We start from the raw sequence: 18,558 nt of genomic DNA, 5'->3' as shown, positions 1-18,558 counted from the left end.
CTGCAGTCGTTCTGGATCGCGGTTCGTCGTGAGATGTTCTTGTCGGAGGAGTGGGCGCGGTACTGGCGTGAGTTGCCGGAGATGCCGTCGTATTTCGATGCGGTGCTCAAGCACGAGACGATCTTCACGGATCATTTCGCGCAGCTCGGCTTCGCCCACGACGTCGCCTACTCCGCAGCCGAGATCGGTACCAAGAATCCCTCGCTCTACCGGGCCGAGGCCCTGCTGGACGCAGGATGCCCGGTGATGAAGCGCCGCCCGTTCATGCAGTGGCCGCCGTATCTCGATCGCCATGCGGTCGTCGGCCGATGGACGCTGGAGAAGGCGGCCCAGTACGGCTACCCGATGGAGCTGTTCTGGGAGAACGCGGCCCGCACGATCCCGCCGAAGGACCTCAACACCGATGCCGCCATGCTCGAGGTGCTGCCGGACTACGACCGCGGCTACGATCCGGAGGCACCGCTGCGCACGGTGGTGATCGCGCACATCTTCTATGTGGAGATGACCGATGAGATGCTCGATCGCGCCGACACCCTCCCGGGGGACTACGACCTGGTCGTCACGACTCCCGACCCTGAACGCGCCAGTGCGATCGCGGAGGCCCTCGCCCGCCGTGGACACCGGAGGGGTGCCGTCGACATCCGCGTGGTCTCGTCGAACGACGGGCGCGACCAGAGCGCATTCCTCATCGAATGCCGCGATGTCCTCCTCGGTGACGACTACGACCTGGTCGTCAAGATCCACTCGAAGAAGACCCCGCAGGACGGCTTCAACGTCGGACGGCACTTCAAGGAGCAGCAGTTCGACAACCTGCTGAACAGCCAGGGCTACACCGCCAATCTGGTGTCGCTGTTCCAGAAGGAGCCCGGCCTCGGGATGGTCTTCCCGCCCATGATCCACATCGGCTACCCCACCCTCGGGCGCGGCTGGTCGGTCAACAAGGAGGGCGCCGCGGACATCGCCCAGCAGCTCGGGATCTTCGTGCCCCTGGACGACATCTCACCGCTCGCTCCGTTCGGATCGATGTACGTCGCCCGTCCCCAGGCGCTGCGGCTGTTGATCTCGCATCCGTGGACGTACGAGCAGTTCGGCGGTGCGGAGGCCTACAAGGACGGGGGGCTCGCACACATCCTGGAGCGCATCCCGGCGTATGCGGCCGGGGAGCTCGGGTACCACGTGCGAACCGTCTCGACCACCGAGTACATGTCGATCAGCCATTCCTCGCTCGAGTTCAAACTCGACGAGATGTCTGTCACGACGCCGGGCTACGCATACGAGCAGATCGAGCTGATCAGACTCGCGGGCTTCGTAGGTACGGGCTCGCGCTCGGACTTTGCAAGAATGTACATGCGCGTCAATTTTCCCGGAACCGGTGCGCGGGTGCGCGAGATCATGGCCTCAGACACCCTGGCGGGTAAGGTCGCTCGTGCTGTGCGACGGCCTCGAGCAGCGATACGACGCATTCTCGGCCGATGACGGTGCGAGGTTCGCGTGGCCGTAGCGGCAATCCCAGAAGTGAGTGAGGATCTTGGAAACGATCGATAGGTTTGCTCGGCTCGAGAAGGAGTCGTTCTCCACCATCGACGCTCGGGGACTTCGGGTGCGCGGTGGGAAGCTCAGGGAGATCTTCGGTCGCCGTGAACTGCTGGCGCTCCTCATCCGGCGCGATCTTCAGGCTCGCTACCGCGACAGCTTCCTCGGGTTCCTCTGGACGATGATCAAGCCGCTCATCCAGTTCCTCATGTACTACATCGTGCTGGGGCAGTTCCTCCGCGCTGCCGAGGGGATCCCGGATTTCGCGATTTATCTGTTCTCGGGGCTGACGCTCTACGTCTTCTTCAACGACATGATCGCCGGATCGACCGGGTCCATCATCAACAACGCCGCGCTGGTGAAGAAGATCTATCTCCCTCGTGAGGTCTTCCCCCTCGCGAGCGTCGGAGCCGCCGCCTTCATGGGAGCGGTGCAGCTCGCCGTTCTCCTCGTCGCCGCGATCGCCTTCGGTGCGCTCCCGGCGCCGGTGCAGATGCTCTGGTTCTTCCCGTCGCTGCTGCTGGTCGTGGTGTACGGCTTGGCCCTGGGGCTCCTGCTCGCCGCCATGAACGTCTACCTCCGCGACGTGCAGTACCTCACCGAGGTCGTCCTCATGCTCGCGATGTGGGCTTCGCCGATCGTGTACTCGTGGGCGATGGTCAAGGACGTCCTCGTGCGGTTCTCGCTGCCGGAGTGGGTCATCGAGATCTACGCCGCGAATCCTCTGACCATCGGCGTGCTCGGCTTCCACCGGGCGTTCTGGGGCGCCGGTGGCAGCGCCGACTACCCGCCCGAGCTCGGATTGCGCATGCTGATCGCGACCCTGGTCGGTATCGTCCTTCTCTGGCTCGCGCACCGATTCTTCGTCCGCGTCCAGGGCAACTTCGCACAGGAGCTTTGATGTCGATCACAGGACCGGACATCGTTCGTCTCGATGAGGTCAGCAAGCACTTCACCGTCCGCAAGGACAACAGCCTCAAGGACCGGATCGTCCACTTCGGACGCCTCGGCAGGGATCTGCGCGAGGACTTCGTCGCCGTCGACGACGTGAGCCTGCGCATCCAGGCGGGCACCACGGTCGGTCTGCTCGGGGCGAACGGCTCCGGCAAGTCGACACTGCTCAAGCTCATCGGCGGCATCATCTCCCCGACGACCGGAACAGTGCAGACGCGAGGGCGCATGGCTGCGCTGCTGGAGCTCGGGGCCGGATTCCACCCCGACCTGAGCGGCCGCGAGAACGTCTACCTCAACGCCTCCATCCTGGGCCTTTCGAAGGCGGAGACGGATCGGCAGTTCGACGACATCGTCGAGTTCAGCGGCATCGGGTCCTTCATCGACACCGCCGTGAAGTTCTACTCGTCCGGGATGTACGTGCGTCTCGCGTTCGCGGTCGCCGTGCACACCGACCCCGACATCCTCCTCGTCGACGAGGTGCTCGCTGTCGGCGACGAGACCTTCCAGCGAAAGTGCATGGATCGCATCACCCAGTTCCGCGCCGAGGGCCGAACGATCATCCTGGTCAGCCACTCGGCGCAGCAGGTGGCGGAGCTGTGCGACCGCGGCATCGTGCTGCGTGACGGCGCCGTGATCCACGACGGCGACACGAACGAGGCGATCCGTGTTCTGCGTGAGTCGCTCGATCAGCGTCGCCGCGACTCCACCAGCGCCTCCGACGCGCAGCCGATCAGCGTCACGAAGGTCGAGCTGCTCGACCGGGATGGCGTCGTGGGGAACACGATCGTCTCCGGCGACGCCGTGACGATCCGGATCCACGTCGCCTCCGAGCACCTGTTCGACAGGTGGGAGGTCGGTTTCAGCATCGACACCCCGTTCGGACACATGGTGATCGCATCCAACACCGACATCCTCCAGCAGCGCCTCGCCCCCCTCGACGGCACGACCTTCGTCGACCTGCGGATCGAGAGCCTCCAGCTCGGGCACGGTCAGTACTTCGTCAACGCCAACGTCGCCGGCGTCAGCGAGGTCAGCACGCACGCGCTCATGCAGGCCGTGATGCTCAACGTGGAGGGCGCGGAAGACACCATGGGTTCCTCCGCGGCCCGCGTGACCGTCGCGGGTGCCGGGGCAGGCGCGGAAGAGGCGCGGCCCTGACTCAGTCGGCGTAGCCGCGAGGGTTGCGAGACTGCCACCGCCAGGCGTCGACCGCCATGGTCTCGACGTCTCGTGACGCAGTCCACCCCAGCTCATCGGCGGCGCGACGGGTGTCCGCCCACGCCTGCGCGAGGTCGCCTTCCCGACGTTCGGCGATCCGGTAGGGGATCTCCGTTCCCGTGGCCGCCTCGAATGCCTTGATCAGTGCGAGCACGGAGGTCGCGCGTCCCGTGCCGAGGTTCCACGCGCGGACGCCCTGGCTTCCGTTGAGCTTCTCGAGGGCGGCGACGTGGCCCTCTGCGAGGTCGACCACGTGGATGTAGTCGCGCTCTCCGGTTCCGTCCGCAGTCGGGTAGTCCGCACCGAAGACGTTCACATGCGGAAGCCGGCCCACGGCGACCTGCGAGATGTAGGGAGCGAGATTGTTCGGGATCCCGTTCGGGTCTTCTCCGATGAGTCCGCTCTCGTGCGCGCCGATCGGGTTGAAGTACCGAAGAAGCGCGATGCTCCACGAGGGATCCGCCTGGGCGACGTCGGTGAGGATCCGCTCGAGCATGACCTTGGTCTGCCCGTACGGGTTGGTGGCGTCCAGCGGGCCGCCGTCCTCTTCGTAGGGCGAGTCTCTGGTGTCTCCGTAGACGGTGGCCGAGGAAGAGAACACGAGTCGCCGCACACCGTGCGTCGACATCGCCCGCAAGAGCGAGAACGTGCTGTCGAGGTTGTGGGCGTAGTAGCGCAGCGGCTCGGCGACGCTCTCGCCGACGGCCTTCAGACCCGCGAAGTGGATCACCGCATCGGGGGAGACCGACGAGAACACCTCATCGACCCCGGCATCGTCTCGCAGGTCGAGGTCGAAGTACACGGGCGCGCGGCCGGTGATCTGTTCGACCCGCTCGAGTGCCCGCGGCGAACTGTTCGCGAAACTGTCGATGACGAAGACCTCGTGGCCTCGCTCCAGCAGGGCGACCAGAGTGTGGGATCCGATGTACCCGGCTCCACCGGTGACGAGCACGCGCAATGTTTCTCCTTCGGTCGACTGTTCTTCGATGGTAGCGGGCGTTCGCCGCGAGCCCGGTGAGGCTGCGGGGGTCAGAGGAGTTCCCGTGCCGCGTCGAGCAGATGTCTGGCACGGGCGTCGAACGAGTCCTCGTCCCGGATGCGTCGCGCGATCGCTGCGAGCTCGTCGTCCGAGGGGAAGAGAGCATCGAGGTCAGAGAGGGTGAGCTCGTGGAGCTCGGGAATGTCCCGGTACGTCCGCACGGCCGGTCCGAAGATCTCGGAGATGCCCGCCACGTCGTCGCTGATGGCGCGGCCTCCGGAGGCGACGACGTCGTAGAGGCGGTTGGACACGAAGCCGTTGCGCTGCATCGCGGGCCAGTGGTCGTTGAGAACCGCACCAGCGGCCTCGTACACCGCGGGGAGCCGATCATTCGGCACGTGGGTGCCGGCGATCGCTCCGGCGGGGATGTAGCCCCGCCAGTCCGGCCCGTACACACGGACAGGTGCTCCGACGCGCAGCGGCTCCACGACGGAGGGTCGCGCGATCCCGCGCGCCGTCCCGACGAAGACGAGATCGCGCGAACGGGTCAGGCCCTGTGGGGTGAACCGGTGCGGATCCGTGCACTGCAGCAGGGGGTTGACGGGGATGGAGAACCGGGTCGTCGCGGCTGCCGCCCACGCCGTCGACGCGGCGAAGCATCGGTCGAAGGCGGAGAGCTCCTCCGCGTGGATCTCGTCGGGATGACTGATGATCCACAGCAGATTCACACGGCTGCGCGACGGCCGGAGCGGATGGGGTCCGCGAAGGACGACACTCACATCGTCGAGCACATCGGAGGAGCGCTGGGCGGCCGGTCGGGCATCGACCGCCGCATACTGGCCCAGGCGTTCCAGGGCCGCTGCGAGGCCGCGGGCGAAGTGCGTGTCGCCCCAGGCCTCCCCGGTGGGTCCGGCGGGAGCCGCTGTCTTCACCGACCAGCGCAGCCGCGGCACGATCGAGCCGTCGGGAAGCGTCACGGTCTCCACGGCCGTGCGCTTCATGAGGGGCCAACGTGCATCGTCTATCTGCAGACCGCGCCCCACGCTGAGCGCGTCCATCCGGGTGTCGCCGGAGGGCAGGCTCATCGCCGTTGGCACGGCGGCGGAGCGGACGGTGACGCCCAGCAGCGTCCGCGCCCCTTCCGTCGACCCCACGCGGAAGGCGCGGACAGGGCTGTCGAGGACAGCGGAGTCCACGTGGTCTCCGAGCCCGCTCACGTCTTGTGCCGGGTGGCCGGCGAGGAGATGACGCCCTTCGCCATCACGCACGACGACACCTGCCGAAGCGATCGTCCCGTCCATACGCAGCCACAGCGGCGCAGCGGGTGCACGAGACGCGCTCCCGAGCAGCGTGAGCGCGTCTTCAGCGGTGATCTCGGAATCAGGGTCCCGCACCAGGATCAGGGTGCCGGTCGGCACGGTGGAATCCGCGCGAGTCACATCGGGAGCGCTGTCGACGACGACCGCGTTCCCCTGCCAGAGCGGCACCTGGGCGCAGGCGAGGCGCAGCGCTGCAGGGGTCTTCTCATCGACGACGAGCCAGAGCGCGGAGTCCGAGACGGACGACACCGTGAGGGCGGTGCGCAACGCCGTCCCATCGTCGTCACCGGGGCCGAAGCGCCAGATGAGCAGACGCGGCCGAGTCACCGGCCCCCGCGCGTCGTGCGGGACAGGAGGCACCCGCTCTGCGCGAAGGAGTTCGGCACGCGTCACGGCGACCGTGGATGAGCCGACGCCGATGTCCAGTCGTCCGCCGTCCAGCGACGAGCGCCACGCCGCGCCCACGGGCCCTCCGGGTGCGCGCAGCGAGTCGGGATGGGCGGCGGCGTAGGCGGGGGCATCCCACGTCTCGCTGGTGTGGATCTTGGCCTGATCGTTGATCAGATACGCGTACAGCGCGGGCACTCGGCCGGCGTCGGGGAGCTGCGATCCGACTCTGCCGTCGAAGAAGAGGGGATTGAGCGACAGGCCGTCCCGGTGACGCCCGCGGACGTAGGCCCTGATGGCCGCGTTCGCGCGGAGCCGCCGGCCGACCTGCAGCTGCACGTGATCGAGGTCGACGAGCTCTGCGCGACGAATCGTTCGAGCCCACCAGACGCGGTCGACGGCGGCGAGGACCCCGCGCACACCCGGGATCCCCCGCGAAACCCGCCAGACACGCCTCAGAGCTGCGAACACCATCAGAGTCTATTTGGTGAGGTTCCCCGCGGCCTCCGCCGTCCGGGATGATAGGTTCGATGAACCGGCCATCCCGCAGCTCGACAGGAGATCTCGTGCCTGATTCGACTGTCCGCGTCGGCATCGTCATCCGCACCAAGGACCGCCCGATCCTCCTCGCGAGGGCACTCCACGACATCGCGGCGCAGAGGTTCTCGTCGTGGTCCGCTGTCGTCGTCAACGACGGGGGGCCCCGAGGCCCCGTCGATGCGGTCATCGACGCGCTGCCCGAAGCGGTCAGAGGCAAGGTCGAGGTCGTCCACCACGCCGAGTCGCTCGGACGATCGGCGTCGGCGAATGTCGGTGTGCGCGCGCTGGGCTGCGAGTTCGTCGTGCTCCACGACGACGACGACCTCTGGCATCCCGAGTTCCTCGCCGGCTCCGTCGAATGGCTCGATTCGCATCCATCGGATATCGGTGTCGTCTCCAGAACCGAGATCGTCTACGAGCGCGTCGAGGGGACGACCTTCGTCGAGACGTCACGGGCACCGTTCTGGGCAGACCTGGCGCAGATCACCTACGCCGACATGCTCCAGGTCAACCGCTTCGTCCCGATCGCCTACGTGTATCGGCGTGCGGTGCACGACGAGGTCGGGCTCTACCGGGAAGACGTCCACGCCGCCGAGGACTGGGAGTTCAACCTCCGGGTGCTGCGCTACCACTCCATCGGGTTCATCGACGGCGAGCCGAAGGCGTACTGGATGCAGCGACGCGCCTCGACCGGCGCGCTGGGCAACAGCATGTTCGTGCTCGCCTCGGAGCACGAGTACTACGACAAGCTCATCCGAGACGAGGCTCTGCGCGAGTTCGCGCAGAAGCACGGCGATGGGATCATGCTCTACCTCGCGCGCTACATCCAGGACGAGGTCGCGCGACAGCTGGACGAGAGGCGTCCGATCTCGCGACGGATCAACACGGCGCTGCGCGCGTGGCGACGCCGGTTCACCTCATGACGACAGCAGCCGGCATCGCCGAGCAGATCACGGCGCAGCGGATCGTCCTGCCGCATGCCGACCGCGCGGATGCGATGCCCCTCTACGTGAACGGTGGGGCGGACGTGATCGATCGGCGCGCGCTGCGTATCGCGGCTGGTGCGGACGCGTCGTTCGACACGTACTTCAACGCTTTCCCGTCCGGATTCTGGCGGACCCATTCCACGATGACGCGCCTCCTCCTGCGCCTGGACGTCGAGGGAGAGTGTCGTGTGTCGCTTCGGGGCGCGCACGCCGACGGCACGCACGTCGAACTCCACGCGGTCGATGCCTCGACGTCGCAGCTCCTGATCGAGGTGCCGCACGCCGGTCGTGAGTACGCCTGGGTCTGGTTGGTCGTCTCGGCCTCGACGGAGACCGTCGTCCGCGACGGAGAATGGATCATCGAGGCGTCGGAGCGACGGGAAGTCCGTCCATCGATCGCGATCACGACGATGAACCGCGTCGACGACTGCGTCCGCCTGGTCGACGCCCTCTCCTCTGACGGGCTGCCGGATCTCATCGAGCGCGTCGTCGTCGTCGACCAGGGGAGTACCCGCATCCGCGAGGCCATCGCCCCCGTCCTCGAGCGGGCAGCTGTCGATGTGAAGCTGATCGAACAGGCCAATCTCGGTGGATCGGGGGGCTTCAGCCGAGGGATGATCGAGGCGCTCGGCACCGAGGCGACCCACGTGCTGTTGCTCGATGACGACGTCATGCTGGAGACCGAGTCGGTGCGGAAGATGTGCGCCCTCGCCTCCGTCGCCAGGGCGACGCCGTTGATCGGCGCCCAGATGCTCAGCCTGCGCGAGCCGACCGTCCTGCATTCGATGGGCGAGGTCGTCGATCGGCGCTCGATGTGGTGGCACGCCACAGAGCCGGATCTCGTCGCGGCAGATCTGCGTGAGCACCCGATCGTGAAGACTGCCGGATTCCTCCGCCCGAAGGATGTCGACTTCAACGGATGGTGGATGTGTCTCATCCCCGCGGCGGTCATTCGGGAGATCGGCGTCTCGCTCCCGTACTTCATCAAGTGGGATGACGCGGAGTACGGTCTCCGCGCGAGCGCAGCAGGACACCGCACCCTCACTCTTCCCGGGGCGGCGCTGTGGCACATGCCCTGGACGGCGAAGGACGACGGCCTCGACTGGCAGGCCTACCATCAGCTGCGCAATCGTGTCGTGACCGCTCTCCTGCACTCCTCGAATCCTCTCCGGCTCCTCGTGAGCTCAGGGGCGCAGGACGTGAACCACGTGCTCTGCCAGCAATACGGCTCAGCCGACGTCAGATCCGTCGCGCTCCGAGACGTCCTCGACGGACCGGCGCACCTGTGGACGACGCTGGGCACTCGTCGGAGCGACATGCAGCGGCTGCTGGCCTCGCGCGGCCAGACGATCACCGCGTTCGGCGACTCTGCCGAGATACCGGACAAGGCGCTTCGGCCCGCCGCTCCCGACGGGGTGCGAGGACGCATCGTCCGGCTTGTGCGTGTTCTTCTCGCACAGCTCGGATCGGTCGACGAAACGGCCCAGCCGACCCGTGTGCGCAGGACGGACGGGAAGTGGTGGAGCATCGGCATGCTCGACCGTGTCGCCCTGGAGAGCGCCGCGGGAGATGGCGTGTTCCTCCTCCAGCGGGACCGCCGCACCGCCGCGCGACTTCTGGTGAGGTCGGGATGGCTTCGCCTTCGACTTCTGGTCGCCTGGCCTGCACTCGCACGCCGCTATCGTCGAGTAGCGCCGGATCTCGCGAGGCCTGCGGCCTGGGAGCGCGCCTACAGCGAGTAGGGGGGCGCTCCCAGGCCGCAGACTCTCAGACGGCAGCGGGCTGTGCGTCGAGCGATCGCATGTATCGCGAGCCGATGACCGCGAGGAGCGCCATGAGGCCCGCGAATGCTGCGGAGCCCAGCAGCCAGACGACCAGAGGTGTGGGACCTGCGGCCCACCACCAGGCGACGTCTCCGGAGGGGCTGAGCGTGCCCGGGCCGGTGTAGCGGCGGAGGTTGTCGTACAGTGCCACGCTCTGTGCGGCGCCGAGAAGCACGGCCATGACCCAGATCTGGACGGGCGAGAACCGCAGCGCCGCACGCGGAGTGCTCTCCTCCGCGGAGCCGCGCAATCCCGAGTGGATCGCCGGAGCGATGGCGGTGGCCAGGAAGAGGGTGATGAGGGGGAGGACGTATCGCGGCTGAACCTCGTAGCCGACCGTGGTGCGCATGGAGACGAGGATGTAGACCGGAACGACGACGGCAGCCGCACCCGTGCCGGCCAGGGCGAGGAGCTTGCGCCAGCCCTGCCAGCGCAGAGCGGCGAAGAGCGCGCCGGAGAAGGCGAACATGGTCGCGCCCCAGACGACGGCATGCAGCGTGGTGTCCAGCCACCCCAGGCCCCAGTTGAGACCGAAGATCCCGGCCCACAGCGCCGGCAGCGACAGCAGGTTCATGCCCAGCAGGGTCAGCTTCGACGGTCCGCCCGGAACCGGTTCGGCGGTCCCACCCAGCGCGAGACCGGTCTGGCCCGCGGTGAGGAAGGCGACGGCTGCGAGGACGACGAGAAGGAGGGGGAGGAGCGCAGTGAGCGCGAAGCGCTTCGTCGGGCGGAACGCGAGCACCGCTGCCGCTGCGACGGCGACGATCGTGTACGCGGCGGCGTCGCCGCGGGCGCTGAGACCGAGGAGAGCGGCCACCGCGGAGATCACGCCGAGGGCGATGCGTTGGCGTCCCGTGGTCGCGAAGAAGCCCAGCAGAGCGGGGAACAGCACGGCGGTGGAGAGCAGCGCCCAGCTGCTCGGATTGACCGAGGCGATGAGGAAGACGCCGAGCGGGACGAAGGTGAGGGCGATGCTCGCCACGAGTGTCAGGCGCAGCGCCCGAGGCAGGAAGAGCCACGTCGCGATCATCATCGCCGTGAAGATCGCGGAGTGGAGAAGCCGGATCAGGATCGTGGAGACGGCCACATTGTCACTCGCCAGGAACGACGACACGAAATAGAACCCGGACGGATACTGGTTTCCGGTGTTCACGCGCGTGGACTCGCCGAGCTCGTAGCCCTCGTCCAGGTAGTCGCTGCCCTGACAGGACGCGTCCTGCTCCGGGTGGAACGCGTAGCATGCGGACTCCGCGATCTTGTCGGGGATCTCCCTCGAGCGGTCGTCGTCGCCGGGACCGCAGAGGTCTTCGCGCGCTCCGTTGCCGCACCAGATGCTGGCGAGGTGGAAGTCGTCATCGGGTCCCGCCCCGACCGGTGAGGCCAGGGCCCACATGCTCAGGGATGTCATGAGCATCAGGGCGGCCGCGATCGTGCCGATGATCCGTCTGGCAGGCCTCGTCATGTGGTGATGTCCCTTCGAACGTGAGTAGACGTGGTCGGCGCGAGGAACGCGCACAGAATGATGACGATGGAACCGCCGCCGCCTCCGAGAGCGTAGCCGACGAGCGCTCCCCACTGCCCCCAGACGGGGGCGAGCAGGAGCATCGTGGCGGTGCCGATGACGAAGGCGAACATCCAGATCCGTGCGGCGAGACGCTCGCGTCCGGAGGCGAGGAGGAGAGCGGAAGGCGCCGACGTCAGCGAGAGCAGCAGCACGATGCCGAGAAGCACCTGCATCGCCGGCACGCCGTCGGCGTACCTCGTTCCGTAGAACAGGTTGAGAATCCAGGGGGCGAAGACGATCAGAGCGCCGAAGATGAGGCCGAAACCGGCGGCCGTCAGGGCGAACAGCCGCCGATGGGAGGCGCGCATCGCGCTCGGGTCCGCACGCAGTCGCGCGAAGTGGGGGAGGAGCACCTGGCTCACCGCCTGCGCGACGATGTTCGCGGGGGTCGCCAGGGTGAGCGCCGCCGCGAACATCCCGGCTGCCGTCGGGGTGTCGAATGCGCGCACGAAGATCATGGTCGCCGGCAGCATGCCACCCATCACCAGCGCTCCGAACGTGGCCTCGCGCGTGAAGGCGAGCGTCTCGCGCTGAAGACTCGACGGGCTGGGCGCAGCGACCGTGCGGCTTCGTGCGAACAACGCGAACAGCAGGTAGCCCGCCGACAGCGGCAGGAGCAGCACCCAGCTCGAATGCGCGGTGAGGACGAGCAGGAGGACCGTGATGGCGAGCAGGGACGACACCGTGTCCAGGACCGCCGCGCGCAGCAGGCGGTTCTCGCCGGTGAGAACCCCGCGGGAGAAGACGTAGGCGTTGTAGCTGAAGACCAGCACGGCGCTCGCGAGTCCGGTGGGGAGGTCGCCGGTGATCCACCAGGCGATCGGGATCGCGATCAGCGAGAGTGGGATCGTCGACACCCAGAACGACGTGCGAAGCGCACGGATGCTGTCGGCCGCCGTGTCGGGGTTCGCGAGGTAGCGGGTGGCGGCGATCGCCGCTCCCGCAGGCCAGACCAGGGCGAGATACACGGCGAGCGAGAGGATCGCCGTGGTGTCGCTGAGCGCTTCAGGGCTGAGGGTGCGACCGATCACCAGGGTGTAGACGAGTCGCGCGACGCCCTGGATGCCCATCCCATAGGTCGACAGGATCAGCTGTCCGGCGACGGAGTGCTGCTTCACGGCTTCCCGGCGTCAGCGAGCAGGCCGACGAAGGCCTCTCGATACCTGCGCGCGACCGCAGCGGGGTCGTATCGTTCTTCTGCGCGTGTGCGCGCGAGGACGGAGAGGCTCCGACGTTCGTCGTCCGAGAGGCGGGTGTAGCACTCGAGCGCCCGGGCGAGATCGTCGACATCATCGGGCTTCACCAGCAGGCGGTCGTCGTCGACGAAGTATGCACAGCTGCCGACGTCTGTCGAAATCACGGGCACCCCGGCGCCGGAAGCCTCAGCACCGACCAGCGGCGAGCTCTCGCCGTACTTGCTGGAGATCACGAGGGCGGCGCCGTGCTGGAGCACCTCCGCGGGACGGGCGGTGGGCCCGGCCAGCTGGATCCGGCCCTCCGCGAGGAGCTGCTCCGCTCCCGCGTCGGCCACGAGGCTGCGCATCCGTTCGTCGTCGTCGTCGACACCGGGACCGTAGGCGCGCAGGCTCCACTGTGGGGCCTGATCCGCGATGCGGGCGAAGGCGGCGAACAGGACATCGTGCCCCTTCACCGGATGGTTGCGCGCCAGGGAGAGGAACGTCCTGCTGGACGGGTCGAACGATGCCGCATCGGGGACATCGGCGCCGTTCAGGATCGGAGGGAGGACCTTGCGCATCCCCAGCTGCCGGATGAAGTCCGTCATGCTGGCGCTGTCGCCGGAAGGGATCACCCCATCGAACCGGAACGAGAGGATCCCGACCGCTCGGGCGATCGCGCGGGTGAGGGGGTGGTCGGCCTTGGTGAGGCGCTGGGTGTGCATGGTCGTCGTCTTCACCGCGCTGCTCCGGGCGAGAGCGGTGAGGAGGTCGGCATGGAAAAGGTGCGAGGTGATCACATCGGGACCGAAGTCGACGATCTCGCGCTCGAGCGAGCGGACCATGCCGATGATGTTCCGGGACGACCCCGAGTAGCCGAGATAGCGCACGCTCTCGAACGCATCCTCCAGCTCGGTGCTGAGCGTGCCGGGCCCCATGACGACGACGAGGCGGAGCACGTCGCCCTCGTCCCACGACCGCGCGAGGGTGGCGAGCAGACGCTCGGCACCGCCGATGTCGGCGTCCGTGACGACGAACAGAACGCGCATGTGTCCGCTTCCTTCTCGAGCCGTGCGCGATCACACGGCGAACAGATCGATACTATCCACGCTGCCCGCGTGAACCCTGATCGGGCGGAGGGCTCCGCCGGGGGTGCCTAAGATTGCTGAGGTGAGATTCGCCTTCGCCGTCAACAACTTCCCGCCGCGCGTCGGAGGGGTCGAGACGCACGTCCACAGTCTCGTCGTCGCGTTGCAGAGCGCGGGACATACGGCCGTCGTCATCACGGTGGGCGGTGGCCCCGTGGGCACGCACGTCGAAGAAGGCGTGCGGGTGATCCGTCTGCCAGAGCGGTTCCGCGTGGGCGACGTGCTCGGGTTCCCGCCGCTGGGCACGACTCGTCGCCTGCGGCGGCTGCTGGCCGAGGAGCGCGTCGACGTGGTGTCGGTGCACACGCGGTTCTTCCCGATGACGTGGATCGGTCTCCGCGCGGCGAGCAGGGCGAGCGTCCCGGTCGTGCACACCGAGCACGGCAGCGGTCACGTCGTGTCGTCGTCGCCGGTGATCACGCTGGCGAGCCGGCTGGTCGATCGGACGATCGGCCGATTCGTGCTTCGCCGCGCCGACGAGGTCGTCGGTGTCTCCGAGAACGTCGTCGGTTTCGTGCAGCGGCTGTCGGGACGACGCGCGCGGGTCTTCTACAACGCGATCGAACCGGCATCGACCGACGGCAGGCGGCACGGCGACAAGCCCCACGTCGTCTTCGTGGGTCGTCTCGTACCTGGCAAGGGTGCCGAGGACTTCGTCGACACCGTCGCAGCCCTGCGGCGCCGCGGGATCGACGTCGCCGCGACGATGCTCGGCGACGGCCCCGAGCGGGCATCGATCCGCAGTCGCATCGATCGGCACGGACTCGCCGAGGTCGTGGAGATGCGCGGTCGGGTTCCCGCGTCCGCCGTGCGCTCGACCCTCGCCGGCGCCGTGCTGGTGAATCCGACGGTTCTCGCCGAGGGATTCCAGACGACGCTCCTGGAAGCCCTCGCCGAGCGCGGGAGCATCGTCACGTACGAGGTTCCGGGCGCCGGTGTGCTCCGTGAGCAGGGCCATCCTGTGGTCATCGTGCAGCAGCACGACCCGGAGGCTCTCGCCTCGGCGGTGTCGGAGATGCTCGCGCAGGAATGGCCCGTCGTTCCGCTCGACGGCTGGTACTGGAAGGATCGCGCGGAAGAGTACGAGCGGATCGTCGAGGGTGTGAAGCGCTGAAGAGCACAGGGAGCTTCGAGCCGACCGGGTAAGATTGGCTTTTCCTGGCTCCCATCGAGAACGCAGATGATCAACTCAGCTCCCAACAGCGACACGTGGCTCGTCATTCCCCTGTACAACGAGGCGACCGTCGTCCGCGACGTGATCGCTGAGGCGCGGAGGACTTTCCCCCACATCGTGTGCGTCGATGACGGCAGCAAGGACGACTCGGTCGCAGAGGCGCTCGCGGGAGGCGCCATCGTGCTGCGCCACCCCATCAATCTCGGTCAGGGAGCTGCGCTTCAGACCGGAATCGCGTTCGCGCGCGAGCAGCCCGGAGCCGAGTACTTCGTGACCTTCGACTCCGACGGGCAGCATCAGGTCGCCGACGCGCTCGACATGGTCGAGCGGTTGCGCACGGAGCCGCTCGACATCATCGTGGGGTCGAGGTTCCTCGACGGGCGCACGAATGCCAGTGCGCTGAAGAAGCTGGTCCTGCGAACGGCTGTCCTGTTCGAGCGGCTGTCGACCGGAGTGCGCCTGACCGACGCCCACAACGGTCTTCGGGCGTTCAATCGCCGGGCCGCACTCGCCCTGAACATCCGCCAGAACCGCATGGCGCATGCCAGTGAGATCGTCGCGCAGATCGGCTCGCTCAAGCTCCGGTATGCGGAGCAGCCCGTGCACATCGTCTACACCGAGTACTCGCGTGCGAAGGGGCAGTCGCTGTGGAACTCGGTGAACATCCTCAGCGAACTCTTCATCAAGTAGGACGGTCATGTCTGATCAGATCATCATCAAGGCCGTCCTCATCGGCGCCTTCCTCGTCTTCGGGCTCATCCTCCTCAGGCCGGGCGGTTCGGCCCGCACCCAGGCGATCCGCACCGTCACGCTCGTGCTGCTGCTCGCCGCCGGCATCTACGCGGTGCTGTTCCCCGGGGTGATCGATGACCTCGCCAGGACGGTGGGCGTCGGTCGCGGCACCGACCTCCTGCTGTACGCGTTCCTGATCGTCTTCGTCGCGAACTCGCTGTCGATCGTGCGCAAGCGTCGCGCCCAGGACGAGCAGATCACTCAGCTCGCTCGTGAGATCGCGGTGCGGAACCCCGAGTTCCCGAAGCAGGGAGAGTGATGGATCTCCTCGTCGTAGGATCAGGGTTCTTCGGTCTGACGATCGCAGAGCGCGCCGCGGACGCCGGTCGCAAGGTGACCGTCATCGATCGCCGCAGCCACATCGGCGGCAACGCCTACAGTGAGCGCGAATCGCAGACCGGTATCGAGGTGCACCGCTACGGCGCCCACCTCTTCCACACGTCGAACCCCACGGTGTGGGAGTACGTCAACCGCTTCACGTCGTTCACGAACTACGTGCACCGTGTGTACACCACGCACAAGGGCACCGTGTTCCCGATGCCGGTGAACCTCGGCACGATCAACCAGTTCTTCCAGTCCGCGTACACCCCTGACCAGGCCCGCGCACTGGTGCGCGAGCAGGCGGGGGAGTTCGACGCGAAGACCGCTGCCAACTTCGAGGAGAAGGGCATCGCCCTCGTCGGACGCCCGCTGTTCGAGGCCTTCTTCCGCGACTACACCGCGAAGCAGTGGCAGACCGATCCGCAGAAGCTCTCCGGCGACATCATCAGCCGTCTGCCCGTGCGCTACACCTACGACAACCGCTACTTCAACGACACGTGGGAGGGCCTTCCCACCGACGGCTACACGGCGTGGCTGGAGCGGATGGCGGATCACCCGAACATCGACGTGCAGCTCGATGTGGACTTCTTCGATGAGACGCAGCCCCTCAACAAGAACGCGACGGTCGGGCAGGTCCCCCTCGTGTACACGGGCCCCGTGGACCGTTACTTCGACTACGCGGAGGGCGCGCTCAGCTGGCGGACGCTGGACTTCGAGCAGGAGGTCCTCGACATCGGCGACTTCCAGGGCACGAGCGTGATGAACTACCCCGACATGGATGTGCCGTACACGCGCATCCACGAGTTCAAGCACTTCCACCCCGAGCGCAAGGATGTCTACGACGCCGATCGAACGGTGATCATGCGGGAGTTCTCGCGTTTCGCCGAGCGGGACGACGAGCCGTACTACCCGGTGAACACTCCGGCCGACCGCGGGGGCCTCCTGGCGTATCGGGAACTGGCCAAGGGGGAGCGGGACGTCCACTTCGGCGGGCGTCTGGGCACCTACCAGTACCTCGACATGCACATGGCCATCGGCTCGGCGCTGTCGATGTGGAACAACAGTCTCTCGTAGACTCGACATCGTGAGTCACGCTGCTGTCGGGGCGCCCGGGACGCCCCGGCGATATCTGCATTCGCTGTGGCTGCTGTCGGCCCGAGACCTGAAGGTCCGCTACTCGACCAGCATCCTCGGCTATCTCTGGTCGGTGCTCGATCCGCTCGTCATGAGCGCGATCTACTGGTTCGTGTTCACGCAGGTGTTCAACCGCGATGTCGGCGAAGAGCCGTACATCATCTTCCTGATCAGCGCGCTGCTGCCCTGGGTGTGGTTCAACGCCTCGGTGTCGGACTTCACCCGCGCCTTCAAGAAGGACGCCCGGTTGGTGAGGTCGACCGCGATCCCGCGCTCGATCTGGGTGAACCGCATCGTGCTCAGCAAGGGCATCGAGTATCTCTTCTCGCTGCCCGTCCTGGTGCTGTTCATCGTGGTGAACCTCTTCGTCGAGCTCGATCCCGGTCGTACCGTGCACGTCGGCTGGGGAGTGCTGTGGATGCCGGTGGCGATGCTGCTGCAGACGGTGCTCCTGGTCGGGCTCGGCCTGCTCGTGGCCCCGCTCTGCGTTCTCTTCGTCGACCTCGAGCGCACGACGGCGCTGATCCTGCGCGCGATGTTCTACGCGACGCCGATCATCTACAACGTCACCGACCTTCCCGGCATCTTCCAGACCCTCGGGGCGTTCAACCCCCTCGCGGGCATCATGATGCTCTACCGCATGCCCTTCTTCCCCGATCAGTGGAGTCCGTTCACGCTGACGATCAGCGTCATCATGAGCCTGCTGATCCTCGGACTCGGCATCTGGACCTTCCGGAGCCTGGAACGCCCCGTGTTGAAGGAGCTGTGATGCGCTCGGCCATCGAAGTCCAGGGTCTCGGCGTCCACTTCCGTCGCAACAGGCGCGGGAGCCGCAGCTTCAAGGATCTCTTCGCCGGAGCGTCTCGCCGTTCTCGTCCTGGTGAGTTCTGGGCACTGCGTGACGTCTCGTTCTCGGTGGAGCCGGGCGAGTCCATCGGCGTCGTCGGGCGCAACGGTCAGGGCAAGTCGACACTTCTCCGGCTCGTCGCCAAGGTGCTCCTGCCCGATGAGGGCACCGTCGCCGTCAACGGCGGAGTCGCCCCTCTCATCGAGATCACCGGAGGCTTCGTCGGAGACCTCACGGTGCGCGAGAACGTCCGTCTGACCTCCGGCCTGCACGGGATGTCCCGCGACGAGGTGACGCGCCGCTACGACGGCATCATCGAGTTCGCCGAGCTCGCGGGATTCGAGGACACCCCGTACAAGCACCTCTCCAACGGGATGAAGGTCCGACTCGCCTTCGCGGTCGTCTCTCAGCTCGACGAGCCGATCCTCCTCGTCGACGAGGTGCTCGCGGTGGGGGACAAGGCGTTCCGCGAGAAGTGTTACACGCGCATCGACGAACTGCTCGCCGAGGGCCGCACGCTGTTCTTCGTGAGCCACAACGAACGCGATCTCCGTCGGTTCTGCACGCGGGGGCTCTACCTCGACAAGGGGGCGCTGGTTCTCGACGCACCGATCGCCGAGGTCCTCGACAGATACAACGCCGACTACAACTCGTAGCCGCGGCC

Annotated in this window: 16 protein-coding genes; 11 read left to right on the top strand and 5 right to left on the bottom strand. The window is 67.1% G+C overall.

The window, feature by feature from the left end:
* The 3 genes from D514_RS35385 to D514_RS35375 form a co-directional block, all read left to right on the top strand.
* Positions 1 to 1,476: rhamnan synthesis F family protein (locus tag D514_RS35385; RefSeq protein ID WP_017831140.1), on the top strand; the 1,476-nt coding region annotated here is incomplete at its 5' end.
* Between the two features lie 52 nt (positions 1,477 to 1,528).
* Positions 1,529 to 2,434, top strand: a complete 906-nt coding sequence (locus D514_RS35380) for an ABC transporter permease (protein ID WP_236610983.1) — start codon at positions 1,529 to 1,531, stop codon at positions 2,432 to 2,434.
* Positions 2,434 to 3,645, top strand: coding sequence for an ABC transporter ATP-binding protein (locus tag D514_RS35375; RefSeq protein ID WP_017831138.1), 1,212 nt, complete (start codon positions 2,434 to 2,436; stop codon positions 3,643 to 3,645). Before D514_RS35380 ends, D514_RS35375 begins: the two co-directional genes overlap by 1 nt.
* A gap of 1 nt (position 3,646) precedes the next feature.
* Here the strand turns inward: D514_RS35375 and galE are convergent, their stop codons facing one another.
* Both galE and D514_RS35365 read right to left on the bottom strand, forming a co-directional pair.
* On the bottom strand, positions 3,647 to 4,657 hold the full coding sequence (galE, locus tag D514_RS35370) for a UDP-glucose 4-epimerase GalE (protein WP_017831137.1): 1,011 nt from the start codon (positions 4,655 to 4,657) through the stop codon (positions 3,647 to 3,649).
* 77 nt (positions 4,658 to 4,734) lie between these two features.
* Positions 4,735 to 6,810, bottom strand: a complete 2,076-nt coding sequence (locus D514_RS35365) for a glycosyltransferase (RefSeq protein WP_017831136.1) — start codon at positions 6,808 to 6,810, stop codon at positions 4,735 to 4,737.
* Positions 6,811 to 6,956: 146 nt separating this feature from the next.
* On the opposite strand from D514_RS35365, the gene D514_RS35360 reads away from it, so the two are divergent.
* Together D514_RS35360 and D514_RS35355 are read left to right on the top strand one after the other, a co-directional pair.
* Positions 6,957 to 7,853: a glycosyltransferase family 2 protein gene (locus D514_RS35360; RefSeq protein WP_017831135.1), complete on the top strand. Its 897-nt coding sequence runs from the start codon at positions 6,957 to 6,959 to the stop codon at positions 7,851 to 7,853.
* Positions 7,850 to 9,658, top strand: a complete 1,809-nt coding sequence (locus tag D514_RS35355; RefSeq protein ID WP_144053064.1) for a glycosyltransferase — start codon at positions 7,850 to 7,852, stop codon at positions 9,656 to 9,658. The genes D514_RS35360 and D514_RS35355 overlap by 4 nt, the downstream gene beginning before the upstream one ends.
* Before the next feature lie 25 nt (positions 9,659 to 9,683).
* On the opposite strand, the gene D514_RS35350 is transcribed toward D514_RS35355, so the two are convergent.
* From D514_RS35350 to D514_RS35340, 3 genes are read right to left on the bottom strand one after another with little or no spacing between them, the layout of a single operon-like run.
* Positions 9,684 to 11,201 carry a DUF2142 domain-containing protein gene (locus D514_RS35350; protein ID WP_017831133.1) on the bottom strand — a complete coding sequence of 506 codons (1,518 nt, stop codon included), beginning with the start codon at positions 11,199 to 11,201 and terminating at the stop codon, positions 9,684 to 9,686.
* Positions 11,198 to 12,421 (bottom strand): lipopolysaccharide biosynthesis protein, encoded by a 1,224-nt coding sequence (locus D514_RS35345; protein ID WP_017831132.1) that lies wholly within the window; start codon positions 12,419 to 12,421, stop codon positions 11,198 to 11,200. The genes D514_RS35350 and D514_RS35345 overlap by 4 nt, the downstream gene beginning before the upstream one ends.
* Positions 12,418 to 13,527 (bottom strand): glycosyltransferase, encoded by a 1,110-nt coding sequence (locus tag D514_RS35340; protein WP_017831131.1) that lies wholly within the window; start codon positions 13,525 to 13,527, stop codon positions 12,418 to 12,420. The genes D514_RS35345 and D514_RS35340 overlap by 4 nt, the downstream gene beginning before the upstream one ends.
* A 121-nt stretch (positions 13,528 to 13,648) precedes the next feature.
* On the opposite strand from D514_RS35340, the gene D514_RS35335 reads away from it, so the two are divergent.
* The 6 genes from D514_RS35335 (at position 13,649) to D514_RS35310 (ending at position 18,550) form a co-directional block, all read left to right on the top strand.
* Positions 13,649 to 14,740, top strand: coding sequence for a glycosyltransferase family 4 protein (locus tag D514_RS35335; RefSeq protein WP_017831130.1), 1,092 nt, complete (start codon positions 13,649 to 13,651; stop codon positions 14,738 to 14,740).
* A 66-nt stretch (positions 14,741 to 14,806) separates the two neighbouring features.
* Positions 14,807 to 15,490 (top strand): glycosyltransferase family 2 protein, encoded by a 684-nt coding sequence (locus D514_RS35330; protein WP_017831129.1) that lies wholly within the window; start codon positions 14,807 to 14,809, stop codon positions 15,488 to 15,490.
* A gap of 7 nt (positions 15,491 to 15,497) precedes the next feature.
* Complete coding sequence (locus D514_RS35325) at positions 15,498 to 15,851, top strand: DUF2304 domain-containing protein (RefSeq protein WP_017831128.1); 354 nt, start codon at positions 15,498 to 15,500, stop codon at positions 15,849 to 15,851.
* Positions 15,851 to 16,987 (top strand): UDP-galactopyranose mutase, encoded by a 1,137-nt coding sequence (gene glf, locus D514_RS35320; protein ID WP_017831127.1) that lies wholly within the window; start codon positions 15,851 to 15,853, stop codon positions 16,985 to 16,987. Before D514_RS35325 ends, glf begins: the two co-directional genes overlap by 1 nt.
* Positions 16,988 to 16,997: 10 nt before the next feature.
* Positions 16,998 to 17,816, top strand: coding sequence for an ABC transporter permease (locus tag D514_RS35315; protein WP_017831126.1), 819 nt, complete (start codon positions 16,998 to 17,000; stop codon positions 17,814 to 17,816).
* Positions 17,816 to 18,550, top strand: a complete 735-nt coding sequence (locus D514_RS35310) for an ABC transporter ATP-binding protein (RefSeq protein WP_017831125.1) — start codon at positions 17,816 to 17,818, stop codon at positions 18,548 to 18,550. Before D514_RS35315 ends, D514_RS35310 begins: the two co-directional genes overlap by 1 nt.
* The last annotated feature ends 8 nt before the right edge of the window (positions 18,551 to 18,558 follow it).

This window comes from Microbacterium sp. UCD-TDU, from assembly GCF_000340625.1.
Lineage (GTDB): Bacteria > Actinomycetota > Actinomycetes > Actinomycetales > Microbacteriaceae > Microbacterium > Microbacterium maritypicum.
The sequence above is the reverse complement of the archived record's forward strand: the minus strand, read 5'-3'. Positions and strand labels throughout refer to the sequence as shown.

What these genes read in the sequence shown, in the direction of transcription:
- D514_RS35375 (WP_017831138.1), top strand. Translation starts at nt 2,434, where the DNA reads ATGTCGATCACAGGACCGGACATCGTTCGTCTCGATGAGGTCAGCAAG.
- D514_RS35355 (WP_144053064.1), top strand. Translation starts at nt 7,850, where the DNA reads ATGACGACAGCAGCCGGCATCGCCGAGCAGATCACGGCGCAGCGGATC.
- D514_RS35350 (WP_017831133.1), bottom strand. Translation starts at nt 11,201, where the DNA reads ATGACGAGGCCTGCCAGACGGATCATCGGCACGATCGCGGCCGCCCTG.
- D514_RS35340 (WP_017831131.1), bottom strand. Translation starts at nt 13,527, where the DNA reads ATGCGCGTTCTGTTCGTCGTCACGGACGCCGACATCGGCGGTGCCGAG.
- D514_RS35330 (WP_017831129.1), top strand. Translation starts at nt 14,807, where the DNA reads ATGATCAACTCAGCTCCCAACAGCGACACGTGGCTCGTCATTCCCCTG.
- D514_RS35325 (WP_017831128.1), top strand. Translation starts at nt 15,498, where the DNA reads ATGTCTGATCAGATCATCATCAAGGCCGTCCTCATCGGCGCCTTCCTC.
- glf (WP_017831127.1), top strand. Translation starts at nt 15,851, where the DNA reads ATGGATCTCCTCGTCGTAGGATCAGGGTTCTTCGGTCTGACGATCGCA.
- D514_RS35310 (WP_017831125.1), top strand. Translation starts at nt 17,816, where the DNA reads ATGCGCTCGGCCATCGAAGTCCAGGGTCTCGGCGTCCACTTCCGTCGC.